This window comes from Chromohalobacter canadensis, from assembly GCF_029544075.1.
Classification (GTDB): domain Bacteria; phylum Pseudomonadota; class Gammaproteobacteria; order Pseudomonadales; family Halomonadaceae; genus Chromohalobacter; species Chromohalobacter canadensis_A.
In genome coordinates this window covers 1-25507 of the sequence record NZ_JAJQJH010000018.1, presented here as the reverse complement: position 1 = coordinate 25507, position 25507 = coordinate 1, and the positions used below count along the sequence as shown (strand labels likewise).

Genomic DNA, 25507 nt, shown 5'->3' with positions numbered 1-25507 from the left:
GCGCTCCGTTATAGAAAGGGCTCGACCCAGTAACCGCTGGGCAGCGAGATCCCCAATGCATTCGCAAAAAGGAAATAGCTGACGACGGCCATGAGCCCACCGGTCAGTAGTGCCTTGCCCCATGGCGCGCCAAAGATGCGAGACAGGCTCGCGACGGCCAGTAGCGAGGTGATGATGAAGCCGAGCTTGGTGAAGAGCAGGGCATAGACCAGAAGCGTGGCCAGCACCAGCAGCAACTTCATGCTGAGCTGGCGACCGGGCCACGCCTCGTTGGTGCCGGGTTTCACGATCAACACGCTGGCCAGTGCCGTCAGCAGGATGGCAAGACCGAGCGGAAAGGCGCGTGGGCCTACGGGGTCGTAGCTGAAGGGCACTTCCAGTTGGATGGCCTGGACGGCGACGAACGCCGCCAGACCGATCAGGACAATGCCCAACAACCGGTCGGCGGCGAATGTCATTGCTTCAGACCTACTTCTTTAGCCAAGGATTCGAACTGGTCGACTTGGTCCAGCACGTAGTCATTGAACTCGGGGCCGAAGCGCGACATCGGGAAGAGGCCTCGGTCCTTGCGCAGTTCGGCGAACTTTTGCGATTCGGAAAGCTCTTTCATGCGCTGTACCCACGTCTGATAAGCCTCGTCGCTGACGTTGGGGCCCATGTAATAGCCGCGCCAGATAGGCCATTGCACGTCATAGCCTTGCTCCGCCGCGGTGGGGATGTCGGCGTAAGGCCCGCCCATGCGCTCTTCGGACAGTGAGGCCAGCACGCGAATCTTGCCGCTTTCCAGCTGCGACTTGAGCTCGGAAAGATCGCCCGTGAAGACCTGAATGTGGTCACCCAGCAGCGCCGCCAGGGCTTCGCCGCCGCCCTCGAAGGACACGTACTTGAGCTTGCGCGGAGAGAGGTCGGCGGACTTGGCGGTGAGCGCAGCCTTCATCCAGTCCTGGCTGCCCACGGTACCGCCCGCCCCGAAGGCGATGTCGCCCGGGTTGGCCTTGAGATCTTTCATCAACTCATCGAGCGACTGCCAGGGCGCGTCGGCGTTGACCACGATGGCGCCGTAGTCGACGCCCAGGGCACCCAGCCAGCGAACGTCATCGGCATCGTATTGGCCGAATTTGCCCAATGCCAGGTTCACGGCCGCGCCTGTGCTGGCGGCGACGATGAGGTTGGGATCGTCGTCGCGTACGCCGTTGACATGGTTGTATGCTACGGCCCCGATGCCGCCCGGCATATAAGTCACGGCCATGGGCGTGTCGATCATGCCGGTCTTGTCCAGGCCATTGGCGGCGAGACGGCAGGTGAGGTCGTAGCCGCCGCCCGGCTTGGCGGGGGCGATGCACTCGGTATCCTCGGATTGCGCCTGTACGCCACTAGCGGCCAAGAGACCGCCCGTCAGCGCCAGCATACTTGCGTAGGTGGAAAGCCCTTTGTTGATCTTCATGGCGAACTCCTGTTCTCTTGTTTTGCGCTGCTTTGGAATAATGCCGATGGTGGCTGATGTCATCGCCATGGATGACGGGTACCGATGCTAGGGAGAGAACCTTTCATCAACCTGTCATCGTACGTTCGCCCACATGAGACATTGGTCGTATGCGCCTGCTCGTCATCGAAGATGATCCCTTGATCGCACGCTCGCTGGATCAAGCGCTCACTCCGCTAGGCAACACCGTCGACGTGTTCACGCATTACGCGCAGGCACATGAGGCCCTGCAGAGCGGGCAGTTCGATCTGGTGCTGCTCGACCTGGGGCTGCCCGACGGGGACGGCCTGTCGCTGCTGGCGGAACTGCGCCGGCGTGGCGACACCACGCCGGTGCTGATCCTCACTGCGCGTGACGGCATCGAGGCGCGCGTGGAAGGACTGGACCTCGGCGCCGACGATTACCTGGCCAAGCCGTTCTCGCTCGCCGAGCTGGAAGCCCGCGTGCGTGCCTTGCTGCGCCGTAGCCAGCAGCGTGCCGATAATCGCCTGGCGTTCGGCCCGCTTGCCTTCGATGCTGCCTCGGGCGTCGCCACGCTGGACGAGCAGGTTCTCGACTTGCCGCGCCGTGAACTGCTCTTGTTGGAAGGACTGCTGCTGCATGCTGGCAGCATCACGCCGCGCGAGACTCTGGAGAATCGTCTCTTTGGGTTCGGCGATGTCGGCTCCAACGCGTTGGAGGTGTACATCAGCCGTTTGCGCAAACGGCTCGACGGCAGCGGATTGCGCATTCGCACGTTTCGCGGCATGGGGTATCGGCTTGAGGAAGTCTCTCCGTGATCGAGGTGGAAGGCTCGCTGAAAGCCCGCCTGGCCGTCTGGCTGGTCGTGACCGTTAGCGCGCTCGGCGTGCTGCTGCTGGTCGAGGCCTATTTCAGCTCGCAACGCGCGGCCGAGCGCGCCTATGACAGTCAACTCGAAGCCGCCGCCTTGACCATTGCCGAGGCCATACAGTGGGAAAAGGGCCAGCCGGTGGTGGAAATTCCCTCGGCGGCGTTGCAGATCCTGGCGACGCGTCATCAGGAACGTGTGTTCTATGCCGTGCTGGACGCCGACGGCCATACGGTGTCGGGTAACTTGGATCTTGGTATTTCCCCCGATTGGCGCCGACGAGTGTCCTCACAACCGACATGGCTGAATGACTCATACCATGGGACCCAGTGGCGTCTTTATGGGCGGGAGCTCGACTCCGCCGGCTGGGAAACCCAGGACCCGGTGCAGATCTGGGTCGGCCACACGATGTCGGGGCGCGACGCCCTGACCGAGACGCTCTTCGAGCATGCGGTCACCCGTTTCGTGATCATGGTGCTGCTGGCGGGCATCCTGATGCTCCTGGCGATGCGCGTGGCGCTCGCGCCGATGCGCCGTCTGCGCCACCAGTTGCGCCAGCGCGATGCCGACGACATGCGCCCGCTGGAGGCCCGGGTACCCGAGGAAATGCGCGAAATGGCAGAGACCTTGGACTCCCTTTTCACGCGCCAGCGTGAAGGCCGAGAAGCGCTGTTACGTTTCACTGCCGATGCCAGCCATCAACTCAAGACGCCACTCGCGGGATTACAGACCACGAGCGAGTTGGCCTTGAAAAGCGATAGCCCCGATGCCTGGCGACAGGCATTAACCGAGGTCCATGGCAGTGCGGGGCGTACGAGCCGTTTAGCCAACCAGCTATTGAGTCTGGCGCGCCTGCGTCATGCGGTAGAGGCAAGCGCAACATCGCGTATCGACGCGGTGGCGCTGCTGCATGAAACGGCTTTCGATTGGGCGCAGCGTGATGCCTCACAAGCACATGACATCGGTTTGGCGCCTCTTCCAGCATCACCGCAATACATCCAGGGCGAGGTATGGGCTTTGCAGGAGTTGTTGGGCAATTTGATCGACAATGCCCTGCGTTATACGCCTGCCGGCAGCGTTATTACCCTGGGCGCGGTAAATCATGCGCAGACGTTGGAGTTATATATCGAGGATGATGGGCCAGGTGTGTCGCCCGAGATGCTGGCGCACTTGCACCACCCTTTCGAACGCGGTGGTCGTCAGGACACCGAAGGCTCCGGCCTGGGGTTGGCCATCGTGGACTCGATCGTGCGTCGTCACGAGGCGCGGATGCAGGTCGAGTCGGCGGAGAAGGGCGGGCTGAGAGTCCGTCTGTTGTTTCCTTGTCTCACCCGACACGAGGAGGGGTGATGTCGATTCGTTGTGTGGCGCTCGTCTGGCTTTTGGGGGCGTTGACGCCGAGCCTCGCCTGGGCCGATAACCCGCTCATCGTTGAGGCCGCGCTCGACAGGGAGGTCGCAGCACCCCTGCTGGACGCTTTCGAGGAGGCCTATCCGCGCATCCAGTTGACCTTCCGCGATCACTCGACGCTCGAAGTCGACGCCCGTGTCGCCGATGCGGACGACCCGCCCGATGTCGTCATCAGCTCCGCCATGCCCTGGCAGATGTCGCGCGTGAATGAAGGCTATGCCCAGCGTCTCGACTCAACGGCGGCGCGGGAGTGGCCAGAGTGGGCCAAGTGGCGAGACGAAGTTTTCGGCTTCACCTTTGAGCCCATCGTGATGGCGTACCGGTTGGATCTATCGCGTCATATGATGCCGCCGAAGACCCATGCCGACATGCATACGCTACTCACGCAGCATCGCGAGACGCTTCGCGACAAGGTGGCGACCTATTCGCCTTCACGCAGTGGTGTCGGCTACTCGCTCTTTCAGCAGGACGCACGCTATACAACCCGGTTTTGGGATCTCGTGGCCGCGATGGGGGCGGCCGATACCAACCTCGAGGCCAACACGCGGGCCATGCTCGAGGGGCTCAGTGAGGGGCGCTATTGGCTGGGTTACAACCTGCTGGGCTCGTACGCCATGGTGTGGGCGCAATCGCATCCCGAGGTCATCGTGCAGGTGCCGCAGGATTATTCGCTGGTCATGATGCGCATGGCGTTCATTCATCGCGATGCCCCGCACCCCGCGGCGGCCCGGGCGTTTCTCGACTTTCTGCTAGGCCGCGAAGGGCAGCGTGTCATCGCCGGCGAGACGCCGCTGTTCAGCGTTCGCTCGGATGTCGAGGGCCCTTACACGGCCCAGCGGCTGCGCGACCAGGTCGGGGAGCGCTTGTACCCGATTCCACTTAACGCCTCGCTGCTCGCGTTCGTCGACCCCTCGCGGCGCACGGCGTTCATGGAGCGCTGGCAGCGGGAGTTCCATCGCTTGTCGCACCCCGCACCGGACCAAAGCGCGGCCGCCACCGAATCGCCCATCCGGCCTGACGCGCTCGCGGCGGTTCGTCGCCCGGGGTATGGTGTTGTGTTACCGACAAACGATTCACCCGACGACATGGAGTGATATGAGCGATCTACCCACCCTCTACGGATACGATCCCAGCAGCTACATCTTCAGCGTCCGGAGCCTACTCGCGGAGAAAGGCGTCGACTACCACCAGGTACCGGTCAACGTGATTGCTGGCGAGCCCCGTTCCGAGGCGCACCGGCGGCTGCATCCCTTCGGCAAGGTGCCGGTCTTCGTCCATGGCGATCTGCGTATTCTCGAGACGGCTGCGATCCTGCGCTACATCAACGACGCCTTCGAGGGACCGTCTTTCGTACCCGAGAACCTGGTCGACCGCGCCCGCATGGATATGGCCATGGGGCTGCACGACTCGTATGGCTACCCCGCCATCGTGCGCGTCATCGGCTACCATCGCTTTCCCGCCTACTCGGGCCATCCGACGCGGGCGGATGTCGAGCAAGAACTGGATGGGTTGCACACTCTGTTCACCGAGCTGATGCGCAATCGCGGCGATTCGGCTTTTCTTGCCGGCGAGCGGCCGAGCCTCGCCGACTTCTTCGTCGCGCCTGCATGCTTCTATCTCGAGCTGGTCGGTGAGAGCGCGCGATTCGCGGAAATCCCGGGCTTCGACGCGTGGTGGCAGCGGGTCCAAACGCTGGCGGGCTATCGCGCCTCGATTCCCGATCTCAGCGAGTGGGGCGAGCGTGTGGAGGCGTGAGCCGGACGTGAGTGCTTTCCGGCGGGGGCGGAGAGAGCAACCGCCCCTTATAGCGCATTGACAAATCTCCTAAACGTTGAGAGGACGGGGATAGGGGGTTATAATGGCGGATTAATCTTCCCCGCACCCGCTTCCCCACAGGTGTCGCAACATGCTACGTATAGCGCAAGAAGCTCTTACGTTCGATGATGTTTTACTCGTCCCCGGCTATTCCGACGTCCTGCCCAAAGACGTCAGCCTTAGATCCCGCCTGACTCGCGACCTTTACCTCAACATCCCGCTGCTTTCCTCCGCGATGGATACCGTGACCGAAGCCCGCCTGGCGATTGCCATGGCCCAGGAAGGCGGCATCGGGATCATTCACAAGAGCATGAGCATCGCCGCGCAGGCGACGGAAGTGCGCAAGGTGAAGAAGCACGAGAGCGTGATCGTCAAGGACCCGGTGACCGTCAGCCCCAAGGCGAAGCTGGCCGATCTGCTCGAGATGGCCAACGAGTACGGCTACTCCGGGTTTCCGGTGGTCGAGGGCGACACCCTGATGGGCATCGTCACCGGGCGCGACATGCGCTTCCGTCCCGACAAGGGCGACAGCGTCGCGGAAATCATGACGCCGCGCGAGAAGCTGGTCACCGTGCCCGAAGGCACCTCGCTGGACATCATCAAGACCAAGCTGCAGGAACATCGCATCGAGAAGATCCTGGTGGTCGACGATCAGTTCCGCCTGCGTGGCTTGGTGACCGTGCGTGACATCGAGAAGGCGCGCACCTATCCGCATGCCGCCAAGGATGGCGATGGCCGCTTGCTCGCCGGTGCCGCCGTGGGCACCGGGGCAGAAACGCCGGACCGCATCACGGCATTGGCCGAGGCTGGTGTCGATGTGGTCGTGGTGGATACCGCGCATGGCCATTCCCAGGGCGTCATCGAGCGCATACGCTGGGTCAAGGAACATTATCCGCAGGTGCAGGTGATCGGCGGCAACATCGCCACGGCCGCTGCCGCCAAGGCGCTGGCCGAAGCGGGCGCGGACGGCGTCAAGGTCGGCATCGGCCCCGGCTCCATCTGCACCACGCGCATCGTCGCCGGTGTCGGCGTGCCGCAGATCTCCGCTGTTTCTGATGTGGCCGACGCGCTCAAGCCGTTCGACATCCCGCTCGTTGCCGATGGCGGCATCCGCTTCTCCGGCGACCTGGCCAAGGCCATCGCCGCGGGTGCCAGCACGGTGATGATCGGCGGACTGCTGGCCGGCACCGAGGAAGCGCCGGGCGAGATCGAGCTCTACCAGGGCCGGACCTACAAGGCCTATCGCGGCATGGGCTCCATGGGCGCCATGTCTCAGACCCAGGGCTCGTCCGACCGCTACTTCCAGGACAAGAACGCCGGCGTCGAGAAGCTGGTGCCGGAAGGCATCGAAGGCCGCGTGCCCTACAAGGGCCAGATGAGCGCCATCGTCCATCAGCTGATGGGCGGCCTGCGCGCCTCCATGGGCTACACCGGCTGCCACGATATCGACGAGATGCGCACCAAGCCGGAGTTCGTGAAGATCACCGGCGCGGGCTTCGCCGAATCCCACGTGCATGACGTGCAGATCACGAAAGAGGCCCCCAACTACCGGGCGGGCTAACTCAAGCTTGATGCCGGAAGCTTGAAGCTGGAAGTGGCCACGCCGCTTCCAGCTTTCGCATTTTCGGCCCTTGTTGCTTCTCAAAGGAACGCCAGATGACCGACATTCACGCCCACAAGATCCTGATTCTTGACTTCGGCTCCCAGTACACCCAGCTCATCGCGCGCCGTGTGCGCGAGATCGGCGTCTACTCCGAAGTGCGCGCCTTCGACATCAGCGAGGAAGAGATCCGCGAGTACCGGCCCAACGGCATCATCCTCGCCGGCGGGCCGGAATCCGTCACCGAACTGGCCTCGCCGCGCGCCCCGCAGTGCGTGTTCGAGATGGGCCTGCCGGTGCTGGGGATCTGCTACGGCATGCAGACCATGGCCGAGCAGCTGGGCGGCAAGGTCGAGGGCTCGCAGAAACAGGAATTCGGCTATGCGCAGGTGCGCATCGACGCCGACAACGCCCTGCTCACGGACATCAAGGACCATGTCGACCATGACACCGGGCGCGCGCTGCTCGACGTCTGGATGAGCCATGGCGACAAGGTCGCCCAGGTGCCGGAGACCTTCACCGTCACCGCCTCCACCCCGAGCTGCCCGATCGCCGCCATGGCGTGGGAAGACAAGCAGTTCTACGGCGTGCAGTTTCACCCCGAGGTGACCCACACTCAGCAGGGCCAGCGCATCCTCGAGCACTTCGTGCTGGGTATCTGCCAGGCCGAGCGCCTGTGGACCCCGGCCCAGATCATCGACGACCTCTGCGTGCGCGTGCGCGAGCAGGTCGGCGACCGCCACGTGCTGCTGGGCCTCTCCGGCGGGGTGGACTCCTCCGTCGTCGCCGCGCTGCTGCACAAGGCCATCGGCGATCAGCTCACCTGCGTGTTCGTCGACAACGGCCTGCTGCGCAAGAACGAAGGCGACCAGGTGATGGAAACCTTCGCCAGCCACATGGGCGTGCGGGTGCTGCGTGTCGACGCCGAGGACGAGTTCCTCACCAAGCTGGAAGGCGAAAACGACCCCGAGGCCAAGCGCAAGATTATCGGCAACACTTTCATCGACGTGTTCGACCGTGAAGCCGCCAAGATCGAGGGTGTGGACTTCCTCGCCCAGGGCACCATCTACCCGGACGTGATCGAATCCGCCGCCAGCAAGACCGGCAAGGCGCATGTCATCAAGTCGCACCACAACGTCGGCGGCCTGCCCGAGACCATGAAGCTCAAGCTGGTCGAGCCGCTGCGCGAGCTGTTCAAGGACGAAGTGCGCAAGCTCGGCCTCGAACTCGGCCTGCCGTACGACATGGTCTACCGTCATCCCTTCCCGGGACCGGGCCTCGGCGTGCGCATCCTCGGCGAAGTCAAAAAAGAGTACGCCGACATCCTGCGTGAAGCCGACGCCATCTTCATCGAAGAACTGCACAATTTTGAGTGGTACCACAAGACCAGCCAGGCCTTCGCCGTCTTCCTCCCGGTGAAATCCGTCGGCGTCGTCGGCGACGGCCGTCGCTACGAATGGGTCATCGCCCTGCGCGCCGTCGAAACCATCGACTTCATGACCGCCCGCTGGGCCCACCTGCCGTATGAGTTGCTGGAGAAAGTCTCCAACCGCATCATCAATGAGATCAGTGGCGTCTCCCGCGTGACGTACGACGTCAGCAGCAAGCCGCCCGCGACGATTGAGTGGGAGTGACATACGCATTAGCTGGAAATTTCTAGCAATAAATCAAAAAAGCCCATGTTTTCATGGGTTTTTTGATTTTATATTTGGTGCTGTTTTGCAAGTTTAGTGGATGTGCCGACTTCTAGATGCTGTCTATACTATTTAAGCGCTAAAGTTCACCGGCTATATTTTGTGCTTCATAATATGTGGTTCTGATTTAAAAGATAGTAAGGTATAGCAAGCGGTACGCCAAGAAAGCTAATATAGCGGTGAATAAAGCATTAAATCTGCTCGACTAAGACCTCTTTTGTGATTATCTAGAGCGCTATTGTAGGTTTATTTTACGTCTTAAATTTCGACGTGATCGCGACCGGCGCAGGGTGTTGGTTTGTAGGTGGTATGAAACGGTCTTGATAAACGTCGATAGGAGGTTCGTGACAATGATAATTACTTTCGCTTTTGATGTTAAAAATTATGTCGAAGTCATGGAAGGTTGGCCAATTAAAAGTGAAGGAAGAGTTTTCTTTCTTGAACGCGAAGAGAACGTTCTGAAAAGGGTCTGTCTTTCATTCTTTAACGTCGGGATTGAGCATGCCCCACGTCTCACTCCAGAAGCGAACGCGGACAGTACGCTGCAAGTTAAATTGAGTGATGGCGACTATACTGTTGTAGCGAGGAAAGAAATCATAAAATGGCAAACCGTCGTAAGCGGTCTACAGGTCGTAGATATCGACTACGATAGCTACGAGATGAGTTTTCATGCAGAGAATATTGATGAGGAGCCGCTCGTTCCGATTAAGTCATTTAAATCCAGTGTTGGTATGGATTTGAATGCCGCGTGTGACTTCGAACAGATTGGTAGAGCATTTTGTGTCGGACCTGTCGACGATGATCGGATAGAATCTACGTCTCACTTTAGGGAGGGAAGGATCGCGTTCGAAGCAAAACGCTATGTTGATTCCTACAATAATATGTTCTTGTTTCTTGAGACAAGGTATTGCGACGGAAAAACAAAGGCAGTACAGCAAATAGAAAAACTATCGAAAGAACATATTTTTTGTGAGGTTTTGGAGAGTACCGCTGCTGATTTTATAAAGCAAAGTGGATTGGCTACACAGGGAAGATTCGAGCTTTTTAAACCGCAGGATAGCCTTTGGGAAAAAATAAAGGCACTAGTGCTTCTACGAGGAAAGCTTCGCCATCATTCACTCAAGAGCCCTCACCGGTGGGACCCTAATAAGCAGAATGAATATGAAAATGCGGCACGCTTCTTAGGGGCAGTCGTGGGTGATATCGTAATAAGGGAATCTATCAGCGACATTTATGCTCCTGACGTGCTGGGGAAATTCAGAGATATATCAGTCAGTACCGGTTATGAGACAAAAGTGAGTTTGGTGACTCATCGGCTAGAAAAAGCGCGATCGCTCGCATTGAATATGAGTTATCCGACTACTGTTGTTTCGAGCCAGCTATGTCTGGCGACTGTCAGGAATGCTATCGAGGCCTGTGAGAAAGAAGGGCAATTAAATGACACGGTTCGGTTTGAGGCGACGGACGGCCGGAAAGGCCTCGAACTGTTCTCGTTGAATTTCGACGTATGGGCGTACACCCCGACTAGGTCAATCGAGCAAACTGTACCTATTGAAGAAATCCGGTGCAGCTTTGAGCATTACCGTTCAGGTGGCATTACAAAACACGAATTCACTGTCTCTTTTCGGGCTAATAAGATTGCCGTTCCTGACGTATGGCGAGTGCTAAGACTCTGCTTCGACCATATCGAGGAAAAAGATCCAACGACACGAATAATGAAACTGAAGCTTTTCATTGACGGCAGTTCGAGAGCGATCGTTTCATATGGTGTGGGAGCACAGGTTAAAAACTGATATCGCGCGCCAGTTTCCTCTACGGCTAAGCGCCTGTTATCGGCCGGGAGGTTATTGGAAAAGTGCTCGTGGTGGGAGGCTGAAAAGACTACGGCTTTTCAGTCCTAGTGAAAGTTCTCGTGGTCACCTGATTGGTGGTTTTCCCGGCTTTTTAGATACAGCTGAAATGCTAGGCTGTTAAAATATAAGGCCATTACGCAGTCCGCGATATTCAATATTTTTGTTCACCTTTTAGTGGGGTGTCCCCTGTATTTTTCATGGTATCCGATATAATGTGTCCCCTGATCGTGTGATTTTATTTCCTGCGCTGGCAGTCGGTATGCCATAGATAAGACAATCCATTTTCCCGTGATTATCCTTCATTGTGGCCACCAAGTGTAGTGTTATATTGATGGCATCTAATATGTTGAGCTATCATCCAAGCTTCGATATCTACCTTCTTGGAAAGGTTTGAGAATGGTTGAAAATATGCAGTAAGTGGGTGGTCTAATTGGTTTCGGACGAGCCGATGTTGCATAAGAAGGTGTTACCTATTTAATTTCATATTTGATTTTTCATCAATAGTCCTGACTTTTGCAGCCGGCAGACGACATTGTGATCCATAAGCTTTTTGCTCATCGCAAAGCTGGAGCGCGTTGGCGCTTCAACGCCTTTAGGGGCTCTCCCCCGGTGCGATACACGTTGCCAACTTCATGGCCCCCAAAAAATCACTACGCCATATGAGACGCCTACGGCAAACACTTAGACTATCGCCACCGGTTCGAAGTGAGTCTACCGAGGGGGATATGCTGACCACCCGCTGTGACGTCACCGACAAGGATGATGCGAAGTAGCGCAGTTTCAGAAGGCATTCGTTCAGTTGGCTTCGAGATGAAGCTCAAGCCGTTTATTCAGCGCGCGGATGGTTCCGCCAAGGGTGGCTGGGACGTGTGGGTATCACGCGGATGCTATCGAGCACGCGGCACAGGCGGATGTGGTGGTGCTGGTCTCCGGCGATGGCGATTTCGATCTCCTGGCGCAGAAAATTCGTGAGGTGCATGGCAAGCGCGTCGAGGTCTACGGCGTGCCCAAGCTCACCGCCAATTCTCTTATCAACGCCGCGAGCCAGTTCATACCCATCGAGCGCGACCTGCTGCTGGATCGATGAGCTGATGTGTTATGTCATCGGCGGGTCGCCGTCAAGAACTCTGCGGCTCAAGGAACTCTAGCAATACCAACTATCCGGAAATTCCGGATAGTTCGTGCGAAGTCTCAGTCAGGTTACGCATATCAGCGATCACCTGGTCCCCGGCGGTCTCCTGTATCAGCAACGGTTGGGTAGCTCCTCCCCCCTGGCGGGTAGCCGAGCGGACAAAGGCGGTCGGGGATTGGCCGAGTGCCTTGCGGAACATGCTGGAGAAGGCGCCGGGGCTGTCGTAGCCGAGTTCCAGCGCGGTACGGGTAACGGAACTGCCGGAGAGCAGTCTGGGAATGGCGGCCATCAGGCAGGCCTGTTGGCGCCATACCGCGAAAGACATGCCGGTCTGCTGACGGAACAGGCGATTGAAGGTGCGTTGGCTGCAATGAAGTTGCCGCGCCCACTCCTCGGGCAGGCTACGGATATGCGGCTGGGCGAGAAAATCCTTGCACAGTCTGGCCAGTTGGGGATCCCGGGGCAGAGGCGCAAACAGCGGCAGCGATGGTGCCAGTTGCAGTTCGTGCAGCAGGAGTTGGGCGAGGGCACCATCGCGACCGCTCTCGTCATAGAGCGCGGGCATGTTGGCGGAGGCCAGCAGCAGGTGATGCAGAAGCGGCGTCACGACCAGCACCTCGCAGCTGCGGGAGGGGCGCGGAGCCGCCAGAGGTTCGATATACAGGCTGCGGGTACTGACGCCATGCATGCGCACCCGGTGGCGCTTTCCCGCAGGCAACCAAACACCGCTGTAGGGCGGTACCATCCAGGTGCCGTCATCGGTGTCGACTTCCATCAACCCCGTCATGCCGTAGAGAAACTGGGCGCGGCGATGGGTATGAAAGTCGAGCAGGGTGCCGGGGCTGTAGTCGGTGCCGATGGCCACGATGGGTCGGGCCACATGATCCACGTCCGCCAGAGGGATATTGAGCATTTGTCGTCAGCGTGGCCGAAATACAACGATTATTGGCCAACCAGCGAATGTCGGCCACCCCTTATCGGAATATCGTTCCTGTCTTTGGGTTCCTCAGGAGTGTTCCGGTGTATAGCATATTGCTTCTCTGCGGCGGTTTGGCCGGAGTCACCACCGTGTTGTTCGGTTTCGGTGGTGGCTTCGTCGTCGTTCCCTTGATGTATACCCTGCTGATTACCATCCATGGGCCGGATAGCGCGGCTGGTCTGGCGGCCATGCATATCGCGGTAGCCACCTCGACCGCGCTGATGATCTTTGCTGCCTCTCTATCGACATGGCGTCACCACCGGCGGCGGACCGTGCAATGGCGTCTGGTGCGTCCGCTGGTCGGCTATATCGCCATCGGTGCCGTGCTCGGCGCGGCGGCGGCAGTGTCGTTGAGCGGTGACTGGGTGCGCTGGGCGTTCATCATCTATCTGGCGATTACCATTGCGGATGCCATCCTGAGGCCCGGCTTCCTGCGTCAGGCGGGTGGCGATGTACGTCCCATGGGCCGTCTGGTGACAGCGATGACAGGCACGTTCATCGGCACTGTGGCTGCCTTGCTGGGGGTTGGCGGGAGCGTGATGACCGTGCCGCTCATGCGTCGCAGAGGGGCCAGCATGACAGCGGCCACGGCGATGGCCAATCCGTTGTCGCTGCCGATGGCGGTGAGTGGCACCGCGACCTATGTGTTGCTGTCGGCCAGCGATACCGCCCTGGGCGCTTGGTATGCCGGGTATGTGGATATGCGCGCCTTGCTGGCGCTGGCGGTGGGGTCTTGGCTCGGTATTCGCCTGGCGTCGTTATGGATCGGGCGCATTCCCGATCGCATTCATGCTGGAGTGTACCTGTTACTGTTGACAGTAGTGCTGGTGGTGATGGTCGTCATGCACTGAGCCGTTTCAGACTTGCATGACGCCTCTCCGTATAACTACCGCATGTATTCAACACAACTCACTTTGACGTACTGGCTCGGTCGCGTTGGACTTCGTCATGCAGCCATCGGCGAAAATGCGGAAAGCAGGAATGCATAGGATGGTGTCGCGAACGAACCAGGTAGTGGCGCTTCGGCATTCTGATCCATTGACTGGCGAGCGTGACCAAGTCGCCTCGCTCAAGCCAGGGAGCTACGTGTGTGTAGCGTCCCAGAACCACGCCCATGCCATTGACCGCCGCTTCTGTCAGCGAACTGGTGTCGCGTAGCTCTATGCTTGATCGCATAGCCTCGCCCACTACCTTGTCGCCAAACCAACTCGACCAGAGATCGTCAGGGTCTGGTAGGCGAGGCCACTGTGACGGCTCCTGGGTATGCAAGCCCATTTGTGCGACTACAGTTGGGCTGGCTACGGGAATCACCCACTCGTCAAAGAGCGGCTCTACCTCGATCTCCGGCCAATCCCCCCGGCCAAACCTCAGCGCTGCTGTGATATGCCCAGGAGCCAGATCGCTTAGCTGACTGCTGGTCTCGATGCGAATGCGTGCGTCGGGACAGCGCAACTGGAACCGTTTGAGACGCGGCATCAGCCAGCTAGAAGCAAACCAGGGCATGACACTCACGGTAAGTGGTCCTTCTTGCCCTGCCTCTGGGTGCAACGCCATTTCAATTGCCTCGATCGGATCCGAGATGCGGTCCTTGAATCGCTGTCCTTCGGCCGTCAGCGCCATGCCATGAGGTGTTCTGCGCAACAGCTTGATCCCCAGACGCTGCTCCAACTGGCGAAGGCGGTGGCTCACGGCACTAGGGGTCACGTGCAGCTCTTCCGCTGCCAGCGTCAGGCTGCCCGCCCTGGCGACAGCCAAAAAGCTCTGTAAGTGCACGATTTCTTTCATGTTTTGAGCCTATCTCAAAGCTGATTGAAAAACTATCGGTTGTTACTTAAGGGTGTATTTGTATATTTATAGGTGCCACTTAAGGAATTTCTGTATTTCTCGTTATTGTGCGCTTATGGGGTGGTTGTTATGAGTGAAATATTTTCAACTTACGACGAGGGAGAGTCGTTTTTTCCTGATGCCTATGCTTCTGAAAGGTGGTGTGAACGAGAGAAATCCCGTTTGTTTAAGAAAAAATGGCTCATGGTGGGTAGAGAAGAGGATGTCCGTAATGACGGGGATTTTTTCTGCCTCGATGTTTTGGCAGAAAGTATTTTTATAACAAATTCGGATAACAATATAAGAGCATTTTATAATGTCTGCCCCCATAGAGGGATGAAGCTTCGTGAAGGTCACGGTAACAGTGCCAGCGTCGTCTGCCCATTTCATGGGTGGGTTTTTTCTAACAATGGTGAGATTTTTTCGCATCCCGGCGTTAGAGATGGTGAGGAGGGTTTTGATAACTGCCTGCTTGGTTTAAAGAAGGTCCACTGTGAAGTTACGGGAGGCTTTGTCTGGATTAATTTTTCGCAAGATCCTGGTTCTTTGAAAGATCAGATTGGCAGCCTTGAAGAGGATGTGCTGACTCCTTTTGATACTGGTGGTCTGACTTGCTATAAGGTAGAAGAATCTTTTTTGCAAGCCAATTGGAAGCTTTATTTGGAAGTGGGTATGGAGAATTTGCATATCCCATTTGTACATAGGGGATCAATAGGCAAACAGTCGCTTTCTCGCTTGAAGACTTCAGGAGAGTGGCAGTGTCTGGAAATGGAAGATGCCGAAACGGCTTCTCTACCGAGAAATATAAAGGCTGGGTTAAGAAATATTGAGTCTCTTGACCGCAAGGTGACAAGGTTTTGCCTTGTTTACCCTAACCTGTTCATCGTCGCGACCATCGATTCAGTATGGTGGGCACAGACGTGGCCAGTATCGCCCGAAACGTGCGTCGTGAAATTCGGGTTTTGCGTACCCAAGAGCTCTTTTGAACGTGATGATTTTGACGAAATTATAAAGCCCTACGAATGCCACTGGTCTCAGGTGATAAGCGAAGACGAAGCCATCATTCAAAGGCATCAGAAAGGTGTCAAGAAAGCCAGTTCGGTTTTCTATACCCGCTATGAAAAAGAAGTGGAGAAATTTCATGGCTGGTTGAGAAGCGCCTTTGTCGAGCCTTAGTAGGTATAGAGAATCTATGGAGAAAGCTAAATGGGTTTATACGTTTTTGGCAATAGCGGTGCTGGCCATATCGACGACGGCGCCGCTGGTTAAACTGGCCGATGCCACTGCGCCGGTGATTGCCTTTTACCGGATGTTTTTCGCAACTTGTCTGGTAGTGTTTCTCGTTGTATCCGGCCGAGACTCCCTGCTGAAAATAGATGGGAAGCGATTGGCTTATTGCGCGGTGGCTGGCTTTCTTTTGGGGCTTCATTTCATTACTTGGTTTTCCTCTCTAGATTATACGTCGGTGGCTAGCTCGGTAACCCTTGCCACCATGCAGCCTCTTTTTGCCTTCATTATTGGATACTTTATTTACCAGGAACGCCTGAACCGTGGCGCCGCGCTGGGCGCGTTGGTATCGGTACTGGGGGGTATCGTTATCGGCTGGGGTGACTACCGGGTGTCGGGGGTTGCGCTATGGGGGAATTTGCTTGCTCTTTCTGCAGCGTTCCTTGCCACTGTCTATTTTTTTGTGGGTCAGCATGCGCTGAAAAGTGTCAGCCTCAATGTCTATACTTTCTATTGCTACGGTTTTGCCGCAATTGCCATTGCCTTGTACTGCTTGGTGACGGGGAATGCCTTTTCAGTCGTCACTCATGGTGATCTACTCATCTTCTTCCTGCTCGCGCTGCTACCGACCTTGCTGGGACATTCCGTGCTCAATTATTGCACTCGGTTTATCAGCGTTTCCCTGGTCTCCATGGCGATGCTCTGCGAGCCGGTTGGGGCCTCGATACTGGCGTGGCTGCTACTGGGCTCGTTTCCTACAGTGACTCAGCTTGTCGGCGGGGCGTTGACGGTTCTCGGGGTCCTGTACTTTCTTCGCAAACGCGGTGACTGAAATGAACGGCTTTTCTGAAGAGTGTCTAGCGAGCTTTGGTTGATAAGTTTCCACCGTATGAAGTGATCATGACCGACTACTTCGAATCCCATTGGCACCACTGAACGCCGCCTGGTTAGTGGCGTTCAGTATCACGGAGTGTGACAAGTTCACTAATCGGGCAGGCCATGCCGCGTGTATGGGCTTGCTGTCACAGCTATGCCTGAGAACACCCATGCTCGATAACGCCACGAGCCCGACGACGATGGAGAGAGTGTCGATAGGCATCTGCAGCGCCAGGGCGGAGCCCACTGAGCGAGGTGCCGACGGCGCCCCATAACGCGATTGGGACAGGTGGTGGTCACCAACTGCCTGGGTGATGAGTATTTAAAGTTTCATTTCGACGTATTGTGGCTAATAAAATGCCCGTCTTCTTGCTATCTCATGCAGGCCGCATCATAGTGAGCACTTGAATACTCAAAAGCCGTCTAATGAGTCTTAAAATGCCCAATTTGACGAGATGGCAATGAAACGGCCGCGCAGCTATTCCCGCGTCACTAAGCAGACACTCTCGATCCTCGGCAAGCTGATCAAAGCTGGCCGCTTGGAGCGGGAGCTCACCGCTGCCGAACTGTCTGAACGCGCAGGCATCTCGCGTAAGACCCTCCGTAACATCGAAAATGGCGAAGCCGGCACCGAGATCGGCATCGTCTTCGAGGTCGCCACACTCGTTGGCGTGCGGCTGTTCGATGTCGACGACCGGGCAGGAGCGATGCATAGCGCCCATCTCGAGGAAAAATTGACGCTGCTGCCGAAGCGGGTTCGCCCGAGCAGGCAGGAGGTCGATGATGACTTCTAGGCTGACGCAGCCACGAGAGGCTTATGTCTGGATCTGGTTGCCGGGAGAGACACAACCCGTGGTGGCCGGTCGCGTCACGCAGCATGGCGATAGCTACAGCTTCAACTATGGCGCCAGCTATCTGGCGCGTGATGGCGCGATCCCGATTTATGGCCCCGAACTGCCACTGCGCCGCGGCCTGATCGAACCGACCGCTGGCCTGTCGATGGCCAGTTGCCTGCGTGACGCCTCGCCCGATGTCTGGGGGCGCCGGGTGATCATCAATCGTTTGATGGGGGGCAAAGCCGACGCCGCAGCTGACGACATCTCCGAACTCACCTATTGGCTTGAATCGGGGTCGGACCGGATCGGCGCCCTCGACTTTCAGCATTCCGCCACGGAATACGTGCCTCGCCTCAAGGCCGAGGCGTCTTATGAAGAGTTGCTGGAAGCGGCTGAACGGATCGAGAAGGGCGCCCCGCTGACGTCCGCCCTCGATCAGGCGTTGAACCACGGCACCTCGATCGGCGGCGCCCGCCCGAAGGCCCTGATCGACCATGGCGATAGCAAAATGATCGCCAAGTTCTCGTCGAGCACGGACATTTACAGCGTCGTGAAGGTGGAATTCATCGCCATGAAGCTGGCGGCTGCATGTGAGCTCGATGTCGCCCCGGTCTCGATGACCGCGGCGGCCGGCAAGGATGTGCTGCTCATCGACCGCTTTGATCGCATCAAGTCAGGGGCTGGCTGGCAGCGCAAAGCGATGGTGTCAGCGCTGACGATGCTCGGCCTTGACGAAATGATGGCGCGCTATGCGTCTTACGAGGACCTTGCCGAAGTCATCCGTCACCGCTTTACCGACCCGAAGCAAACGCTGCGCGAGCTCTACGCTCGGATCGTCTTCAATATCCTGTGCGGCAATACGGACGATCATGCCCGCAACCATGCTGCGTTCTGGGACGGCAGGATGCTCTCGTTGACCCCGGCCTATGACATCTGCCCGCAGGGGCGAACGGGCAACGAGGCGACGCAGGCGATGCTGATCAAGGGCGAAAACCGTATGAGTACGCTGCACAGCTGCCTCGCGGCCGCCCCGGATTTCCTGCTCAATGACCAACAGGCCCAGGCCATCATCGAGAACCAACTCGTAACGATCGCTAGTGAATGGGGCGGGGTCTGCGAGCAAGCCAAACTGACCGAGACCGACCGCAGGCTTTTCGCCGGTCGACAGTTTCTGAACAGCTACTGCGTCGAAGGCCTCGGGGCCGCGCATAGCACGATACTGGATGGCTTTGCGGCCGCACGCGCGCAGTTACTCGGCTAACAAGGCGGCGAGGTTAATCCCTCGGCCCGCGCACCGCGACCAACGCCATCTCGGCGAGATTGAGTGGTCTATGCCGTGCAGGAGACAGATCCCCAGGCCGAGGCTTTCGCCCGCTGGGTGACTAGCGAAGGCGAGGAATAGCCGAGTAGCCATCGCGACGATTCAGCATCGCTCCGATTTGCCGACTTCCCGAACCTGCCGGTAAGTCCCATTGCAAAATGTTACCGAGCAAGGCTAAGTTGGGTTAAACCCCAGGGCTAGCGGCCGATAGGAAGTACAAGGAGAACAACGCGTAGCGGGTCACAGGGAAAGGATGATATCCCCGGACGGTAGTGTGGTTGGGTAAGGTAAAAGTCCGCTTTCGACCCTGAGCGGACGTCAAATGTTGCGCCGCGACGGACTCTCAATCAAATTGGATATGCGTCACTGGCACCAGTCTTATTGTGCTGCGAAGGCCGGCTTGAGGGCAACGCGCTGCTGTTTGTGTCGGCTGGGATGGCCGATGACTTTCAAACGGCCCGATTGGCGGGAACGAATCAGTCTTGAGGAAATTATGACCTTGTCATCCCAGAATTTGCGAGATCGTGCCAGCTCCGCGTTCAAGCTGATTCATGAGACAAAGCTGGTGCTGGATAACTTGGACATCAAGATTAATGAGAGAACAGCCACCGTTGTCCCACTGGTTTTGGCTTCGATGGACACCGCCGAGGCCATCTACACCCTATTGATCAATCATCCGGAGGAGTACTGGGTTGCTGGATTAATCATGCAACGAACCCAGATGGAGTACGTCTTGCGCGCAGCATACTTCGCCAAGGCCGCCAGCCACAAGGAGCTGATGCGCTTCCGGAAGAAGGGCAAGATGCCCAATCGAGGGAAGCGAGCAATCTACATCGCCCAAGTGGCGGAAGATGCCAGCCAACATTTAGGCTGGGACAAGGACAAGTTGCTTAAGACAGTCTTGAATCACCAGCACGAGCTGTCTGGCGTGGTACACGGCGGAAAAGAGATATTGGGCATTTACACAATGCACGATACATGGGGTGACCTCACTATCGAGTGGGACGAGTTAATCCATCACGTCGATAACATCATGGTATTTGTGCAGCTTGCTTTGGCAGTGACAATGTATATTTCGCCATTGGATCCAGAGACGATGGATAAGGTGGTGCGCCCAATCTACGAAAAGGCTCATGCATACTTTGGTGATCAAAGATCAATCGAAGCCTAGTGGGCTGAGGAATTCGCTCCTCAATCCGCTGGCCTGTCACTTGCTGCTGGCCGCTTCTGGCGGGGTTCGGAACTTCCGATTATGCGCGTAGGGTACTTGTGGCAGCTGACGACCCAAAGCAGGCATTTTGAAAAAAACGTTGCAAGCTCATTTTTAAGCCAAGATGCTTAGGTGGTTAATGTTTGAGTTATTAAAGGCAAAGATTTATCTTGCTAAGATTCAAGCGGAACTAAAGGCCCAATACGGCGACCAGGCTTTTGTGAACAAGGTTTGTCAACTCCCTGAGAATCTTGAGCAGTTGAGAGTGCTTCGTGAGCAAGCATATTATAGGAAGGATCGCATCGCTCCTTTTTTGAATGTTTGCCATATTTTGGGTGAGAGCATGAGTTCTAAATCGTTGTCAGAGGGTGATCGTGAAATCTGCGCATCTTTATTAGCGCAACGCCTTCAGAAGGCCTCTAGCGATCCTCAGTTCAGGCTTCGGCATATTATAATTTTTGGTGATCTTGAAGACAAGATAAGAGAGTGGGCAGCGGAGAGCTGGAATGATTAGGAAATGAAATAATTGAAAGCCTTGATGGAGATGTTGCTTCTGCTAACGACCCAAAGCCGACGTGCCGCCAAAGGAAGCAGGTACGATTATCCGTATTATATAGCCACCTCAAAAGAAAAATTAATGGTTTGAGGTGGCGGTATAAGAATATTAAACGCGCGCTCGTTCAAGTGGGAAAATGCGCGTGCCGCCTAATACCTGTTATGTTTTGAGAGAGATATGAACAATAGGGATAATTTCATACCATCGGTCAAAAAAACTATGGCTGAGCGCGTTGCTTGGAGGTGCAGCTTCCCTGATTGTGGCGTGATAACCATTGGTCCAAAAATGGGAGACGACTCGAAGTCAATTAACCTTGGCGAGGCTGCACATATTCACGCTGCATCCCCTGAAGGGCCACGCTATGATGCATTAATGTCATCTGAACAAAGAAAAGCTATTCAGAACGGAATATGGATGTGCCGGAGCCATGCAACATTTATTGATGCTGATTTTACGGAGTTTTCCCCAGAGACTCTCCGTCTGTGGAAATCCCAAGCAGAAGAGCAAGCATATAGCAATCTTAAGTACCAGGAACGCTATTCCATTGAGGACAATAGCACCCTGATAGCCTTAGGCTTCGGAATAATTGTGAACGGGCATTGGGAGTCTGCCAGTCATAACAAATGGCAATTTAGACTGGATTCATACTTGAAAGGGTCAATAAAAGACCTGAAAGATTACATTTCGAATTTTTACTATACCAAGAACGACGAGAGATTTATTCTTGTTGAGTCACAGGGCGATGCCAGAAAGATAACGATGCCAATGACGCTTCTATTTAATGAAGCCGGGAAAAACTCACTGGTTGTGGATGTTGACAGAAAATATCAACCTACAGACCCAAATAAATCCGGTTTCGATTTGGCAATTGGGGATGATGGTGACATTTGTATTGATAACGGTGATTTGAAAACGGTTTCTGGAGTAGATGCCGCTATACAGCATTTAACAACGGCAACCAGCACTATATACGGCGAATGGTTTCTAGATCCGACAATGGGATCCTTTGTGTCTGAGTATTATCGAGACTACAAAGATGACTTGGAGATGTTGTCTCGCCTAATTAAGTTTGAATTCATTCGGCTTTCGTTGATACCAACTTCTGAAGATAACGACAGTCCGGATTCCAGGCCCCCTTTGGGCTTTGTAAACAGATTTGAAAGAGTGACGATTAATTCCTCAGAATTAGTAGATCATAGACTAATCACGCATGTTGAGCTTGAGTGGGGGAATTATGAAAAATGGTCCGGTAAGGTGCCGCTGTGGATCGACGAAACATAACCATGTCAGTCACGGCGACGGCTTTTCCATTACGGCTTCGCCTTCATTTCAAAGCCGCGCGTGCTGAGCGGCGTTATATCTGCTCTGGCTAAATGTCCACTCCTGGCCGAACAGGGAATGTTAGTATACTCTGATGGAAATAGTGCAGCAGCTGGCGACGCAATGTGATTATGAAGCAACGACCGAACCCTCATTCTTTGCTGTTTGCCACCAGATAGAAGAGGAGAAAAAGAATGCCACGTACTATGCGAATATGAATACAGTCGAGAATGGAAATCATGAAGTCCATACGACTGGATGTCCGCATCCCCCAGCCGACCACAACCGTGTGACTTTGGGTATCCATGCTGGATTCTAGTTGCCAACAATTTGTACGCTCAGTTCGGCTGGCTCAGGCGTTAGGCCAAATTTGGAACATAACTAATATGAAGAAATTAAATAAGCTAATTCTGCTATCTTGTCTTTTGATGTCATCTATGGTTTATGCGTATCCATTGGAAGACCCTGAATTCCTTAAGGCTTCATACTGCTTTCATATGGCAAAGGCACCCCGTTTGGAAGTGGATCTCTCTAGAAAAGAAAAACAAGCAGGCCAAAATTACTTTTTTTCAGAATTGAGTAAGCGAGACCTAAAATTTCCCCAGGAAAATGAATACAAAGAAATAAAACTAAAGTTTATGCAGTGGGTGGTCCCGCGCTTCAAAAATGAAGCAACGTCAGCGGCAATAGAATGGTATCAAGATGAATGTTTACCAAAATAGGCATAGTGAATTTTTATTTAAAAGTGGCGCTAAAGATTTACAATTTTGTTGACATGGATTGTCTTCACAAAAACACTTCGATATTCTCGGGTTGAGAATAAAGTTAAAGATCCTGAAAGTCCGCTCTTGGCCGTTAGCTGACCGGTGGGTATGGCTGGGACAGGTGTTTGTTCCTGTGGAGTACTGGTTCGGATCGCCTTGGATCCCCCGGAGCATTCCAGACACCCGCTAGACCATGAATGTTACGCCGCTGTCACGCTGACCCCGGCTCGTGAGCTGCCTCTGAAGGTTGGAGACCAACCGATTCAGAGACGGTTAACGAGCCGGGGTTTTGCTTTCTTGGCCTTGCAGGCCATTGCAGCGCCTGGTGAGCGCAAGCGGACGCGCATGGGCGAAGTTGTCCGCAGCATCACTGGATGATGTGAGTGCCGCCGCTGGGCGTGCGACGACGACGGCGGCCGGGTGGTGGTCGATGATACGGCGGTGACGCCGCATACTTGCAGGGGGCAGCGGAGCGTGAATTCTCGATTGTGCATATGATGAGTAGGAAGCTGCCCGCGATGGCTGAGTGAGTGATTGCTGCTTTCAGGTTATCCAAAGCTGCGGCACGGCATATCGACTCGTTGGGCTTTATAGCGACAACCCCATTGACTGCTCCTGGCTAACATGACACGATGCATTCAGTTGGTTAGCAAGTCGCATATGTCAGTTGTACTCGAATCATTCGATAGTCTGGTTATATCCCCTTGTTTTGCCCACTTCATCTGGGGTAGCACCCGGCAATCGTAGTAAAAGCGCTTTCGCGCTAAGGAATTCGAACATGGCAACTGGTACAGTTAAGTGGTTTAACGACGCTAAAGGTTTTGGCTTCATTTCTCCCGCCGATGGTGGTGATGATCTGTTCGTCCATTTCTCTGAAATTCAAGCTGAAGGCTTTAAATCCCTGCAGGATGGTCAACAAGTCTCGTTTGACGTGACTCAGGGCAAGAAAGGTCTTCAGGCTTCAAGCGTCCAGGCTGCCTAACCTCTGGGTTAGTCTGCGCTTTCGAGCCACAAGGCTTCGAGCACCAAAGCCCGCTTCGGCGGGCTTTGGTGTTTCTGCGTGCCAAAAACGTGAGATTTCACCTGATGTTGGGTGTCCAGCATCGATATTTACTACCTGCCTCACCCACCTCCCACCGCACATTATGAACTTTCTTCCCTAACGCCTGGCCCCTTGCTGATACTGGCTAGCGCAATTACTCAAGTGCCTTGATGATGAAATCGCCGGTGAGAAATTGTCGGCGGTGCCCTTGGGGCAAAAGTGGTAATCCTCCCCGGCAGCAGCCGTGTGCTTTACTATCGTTACCTTTTATTGATGCAGGAGGCTTCCATGATCGGCGGCTTGATAGGACTACTGGATGACATCGCCGCATTGGCGAAGTTGTCCGCAGCATCACTGGATGATGTGAGTGCCGCCGCTGGGCGTGCGACGGGGAAGGCGGCCGGGGTGGTGGTCGATGATACGGCGGTGACCCCGCAGTACTTGCAGGGGGTAACGGCGGAGCGTGAACTCTCGATCGTGAAGAAGATCGCGCTGGGGTCGATCCGCAACAAGCTGATATTTATCCTGCCGGTGGCCTTGCTGCTGAATCACTTCTTGCCCGGGCTATTGCCGATCATCCTGATGGTCGGTGGTACCTACCTGGCTTTCGAGGGCGCGGAGAAAGTCTGGCACAAGCTCTCCAGGGAGCAGGATGACGACAAGCCGTCGGTCGAAAAGGGACCGGAGGCCGAGAAAAAGATCGTCAGCAATGCCATTCGGACCGACTTGATTCTGTCCGCCGAGATCATGGTGATCGCGCTTTCCGCCGTCTCCCATCAGGGATTCTGGTCACAGCTGGCGAGCCTGGTGGTGGTCGCGTTTTTCATCACCATTCTGGTGTATGGCGTGGTGGCGCTGTTGATCAGGATGGACGATTTCGGCCTGAAGCTCGCCCAGCGCGATAGCTCGGGAATGAAGAAGCTGGGCCGGAGTCTGGTGACTGCCATGCCCAAGGTGCTGACAACCATCTCGGTGGTGGGAACCGTCGCCATGCTCTGGGTGGGCGGGCATATCCTGCTGGTCAATCTGGGTGCCGATGGCACGGGCTGGTTCAACGCGCCCTATGCGTGGGTACACCATGTCGAGCAGGGCATCGGCGAGGCAACCGGTGGCTTAGGCGGCATGCTGGGCTGGAGCTTCAATACATTGTGCTCTGCATTGATTGGCTTTTTGGTGGGCTCGGTTGTCGTGGGCGTGCTGCACTTCATCCCCTCCAGGAAGGCGCAGACCAAATAGGTACGAGCCGCGAAGTGTGTATACGGCAGCAGCAGCAAGTGTGATTCCTGTCCCGCACGGGTTTTCGTGCGGTCATGGCATCCATGCTCTCGCGTATCGCCGCATAGCCTGGCCCAGTCCTCTGCTAGATTCTGCTGTTGGCGGACGTCAGCGCGATAAGTCGAGCACCACAACTTCGACCCGACCCGCCGTCACAGCTAGATGCTGGTCGAGTTCATGTTGTAACTCGACGGCGCTAGTCGTTTTGGCCCCACCACCGGGAGGTGCTGGAACTTGATAGCCGGAGCCAAACCAGAAGGCAAGGAATAGTCCTTGTCCTTCTGCCTGCCAGTGGCCGGTGTAAAGTGCTTCAAGCTGACCATCAATTGCATTCCACAGCTCCCGATGCTGCTGTCGTTTGGCCTCGACTGGCAACAGCAGACCTGTAATGACCCCCTGGTTTCTGCACACCCTACGCCGTTAATGCGGGGTGTGCTCGGGGTGCCACGTAGTCCAGAGAC

Annotated in this window: 23 protein-coding genes and 1 pseudogene; 20 read left to right on the top strand and 4 right to left on the bottom strand. The window is 56.1% G+C overall.

Annotated elements, in window-relative coordinates; all coding sequences use genetic code 11:
- Window positions 1-8 precede the first annotated feature (8 nt).
- Both LUN51_RS16000 and LUN51_RS15995 read right to left on the bottom strand, forming a co-directional pair.
- Entirely contained in the window at window positions 9-458 is a 450-nt protein-coding gene (locus LUN51_RS16000) for a tripartite tricarboxylate transporter TctB family protein (RefSeq protein WP_277812040.1), read from the bottom strand.
- Window positions 455-1444, bottom strand: a complete 990-nt coding sequence (locus LUN51_RS15995) for a Bug family tripartite tricarboxylate transporter substrate binding protein (RefSeq protein WP_277812039.1) — start codon at window positions 1442-1444, stop codon at window positions 455-457. The genes LUN51_RS16000 and LUN51_RS15995 overlap by 4 nt, the downstream gene beginning before the upstream one ends.
- Before the next feature lie 149 nt (window positions 1445-1593).
- On the opposite strand from LUN51_RS15995, the gene LUN51_RS15990 reads away from it, so the two are divergent.
- From LUN51_RS15990 to LUN51_RS17465, 8 genes and pseudogenes are all read left to right on the top strand, one after another.
- On the top strand, window positions 1594-2262 hold the full coding sequence (locus tag LUN51_RS15990; protein WP_277812038.1) for a response regulator: 669 nt from the start codon (window positions 1594-1596) through the stop codon (window positions 2260-2262).
- Window positions 2259-3662: a sensor histidine kinase gene (locus LUN51_RS15985; RefSeq protein WP_277812037.1), complete on the top strand. Its 1404-nt coding sequence runs from the start codon at window positions 2259-2261 to the stop codon at window positions 3660-3662. Before LUN51_RS15990 ends, LUN51_RS15985 begins: the two co-directional genes overlap by 4 nt.
- On the top strand, window positions 3662-4816 hold the full coding sequence (locus tag LUN51_RS15980) for an ABC transporter substrate-binding protein (RefSeq protein WP_277812036.1): 1155 nt from the start codon (window positions 3662-3664) through the stop codon (window positions 4814-4816). Before LUN51_RS15985 ends, LUN51_RS15980 begins: the two co-directional genes overlap by 1 nt.
- 1 nt (window position 4817) lies before the next feature.
- Window positions 4818-5477: a glutathione S-transferase family protein gene (locus LUN51_RS15975; RefSeq protein ID WP_277812035.1), complete on the top strand. Its 660-nt coding sequence runs from the start codon at window positions 4818-4820 to the stop codon at window positions 5475-5477.
- Between the two features lie 151 nt (window positions 5478-5628).
- Window positions 5629-7098 carry an IMP dehydrogenase gene (gene guaB, locus LUN51_RS15970; protein ID WP_246893904.1) on the top strand — a complete coding sequence of 490 codons (1470 nt, stop codon included), beginning with the start codon at window positions 5629-5631 and terminating at the stop codon, window positions 7096-7098.
- Between the two features lie 95 nt (window positions 7099-7193).
- Complete coding sequence (gene guaA, locus LUN51_RS15965; RefSeq protein ID WP_277812034.1) at window positions 7194-8771, top strand: glutamine-hydrolyzing GMP synthase; 1578 nt, start codon at window positions 7194-7196, stop codon at window positions 8769-8771.
- 410 nt (window positions 8772-9181) lie between these two features.
- Window positions 9182-10624 (top strand): hypothetical protein, encoded by a 1443-nt coding sequence (locus LUN51_RS15960; RefSeq protein ID WP_277812033.1) that lies wholly within the window; start codon window positions 9182-9184, stop codon window positions 10622-10624.
- 849 nt (window positions 10625-11473) lie between these two features.
- A pseudogene (locus tag LUN51_RS17465) lies at window positions 11474-11771 on the top strand (NYN domain-containing protein); the annotation flags it as partial.
- Window positions 11772-11841: 70 nt separating this feature from the next.
- Here the strand turns inward: LUN51_RS17465 and LUN51_RS15950 are convergent.
- Entirely contained in the window at window positions 11842-12729 is an 888-nt protein-coding gene (locus tag LUN51_RS15950) for an AraC family transcriptional regulator (protein WP_277812032.1), read from the bottom strand.
- Window positions 12730-12836: 107 nt separating this feature from the next.
- Here LUN51_RS15950 and LUN51_RS15945 point away from each other — a divergent pair, with 107 nt between their 5' ends.
- The gene (locus LUN51_RS15945) at window positions 12837-13646 is read left to right on the top strand and encodes a sulfite exporter TauE/SafE family protein (RefSeq protein ID WP_277812031.1); all 810 of its coding nucleotides are present in this window, start codon (window positions 12837-12839) and stop codon (window positions 13644-13646) included.
- Between the two features lie 58 nt (window positions 13647-13704).
- On the opposite strand, the gene LUN51_RS15940 is transcribed toward LUN51_RS15945, so the two are convergent.
- The gene (locus LUN51_RS15940) at window positions 13705-14580 is read right to left on the bottom strand and encodes a LysR substrate-binding domain-containing protein (protein ID WP_277812030.1); all 876 of its coding nucleotides are present in this window, start codon (window positions 14578-14580) and stop codon (window positions 13705-13707) included.
- A 129-nt stretch (window positions 14581-14709) separates the two neighbouring features.
- Between LUN51_RS15940 and LUN51_RS15935 the strand changes: the two genes are divergently transcribed.
- The 11 genes from LUN51_RS15935 to LUN51_RS15885 all read left to right on the top strand — a co-directional run.
- Entirely contained in the window at window positions 14710-15795 is a 1086-nt protein-coding gene (locus LUN51_RS15935) for an aromatic ring-hydroxylating oxygenase subunit alpha (RefSeq protein WP_277812029.1), read from the top strand.
- A 16-nt stretch (window positions 15796-15811) separates the two neighbouring features.
- Complete coding sequence (locus LUN51_RS15930; protein ID WP_277812028.1) at window positions 15812-16678, top strand: DMT family transporter; 867 nt, start codon at window positions 15812-15814, stop codon at window positions 16676-16678.
- Between the two features lie 505 nt (window positions 16679-17183).
- Window positions 17184-17516, top strand: coding sequence for a helix-turn-helix transcriptional regulator (locus tag LUN51_RS15925; RefSeq protein ID WP_179000295.1), 333 nt, complete (start codon window positions 17184-17186; stop codon window positions 17514-17516).
- Between the two features lie 58 nt (window positions 17517-17574).
- Window positions 17575-18819 carry a type II toxin-antitoxin system HipA family toxin gene (locus LUN51_RS15920; RefSeq protein ID WP_277812027.1) on the top strand — a complete coding sequence of 415 codons (1245 nt, stop codon included), beginning with the start codon at window positions 17575-17577 and terminating at the stop codon, window positions 18817-18819.
- Window positions 18820-19321: 502 nt separating this feature from the next.
- Window positions 19322-20050 carry a hypothetical protein gene (locus LUN51_RS15915; protein WP_277812026.1) on the top strand — a complete coding sequence of 243 codons (729 nt, stop codon included), beginning with the start codon at window positions 19322-19324 and terminating at the stop codon, window positions 20048-20050.
- 178 nt (window positions 20051-20228) lie between these two features.
- Entirely contained in the window at window positions 20229-20603 is a 375-nt protein-coding gene (locus tag LUN51_RS15910; RefSeq protein WP_277812025.1) for a hypothetical protein, read from the top strand.
- A 219-nt stretch (window positions 20604-20822) separates the two neighbouring features.
- A complete protein-coding gene (locus LUN51_RS15905; protein WP_277812024.1) occupies window positions 20823-21926 on the top strand; it encodes a hypothetical protein in 1104 nt (367 codons plus the stop codon).
- Between the two features lie 344 nt (window positions 21927-22270).
- Window positions 22271-22687, top strand: coding sequence for a hypothetical protein (locus LUN51_RS15900; RefSeq protein WP_277812023.1), 417 nt, complete (start codon window positions 22271-22273; stop codon window positions 22685-22687).
- Between the two features lie 820 nt (window positions 22688-23507).
- The gene (locus tag LUN51_RS15895; RefSeq protein ID WP_277812022.1) at window positions 23508-23711 is read left to right on the top strand and encodes a cold-shock protein; all 204 of its coding nucleotides are present in this window, start codon (window positions 23508-23510) and stop codon (window positions 23709-23711) included.
- A 348-nt stretch (window positions 23712-24059) separates the two neighbouring features.
- The gene (locus tag LUN51_RS15890) at window positions 24060-25007 is read left to right on the top strand and encodes a DUF808 domain-containing protein (RefSeq protein WP_277812021.1); all 948 of its coding nucleotides are present in this window, start codon (window positions 24060-24062) and stop codon (window positions 25005-25007) included.
- A gap of 312 nt (window positions 25008-25319) precedes the next feature.
- Window positions 25320-25507 (top strand): hypothetical protein (locus LUN51_RS15885; protein WP_277812020.1); only part of this gene is annotated, 188 nt, incomplete at its 3' end.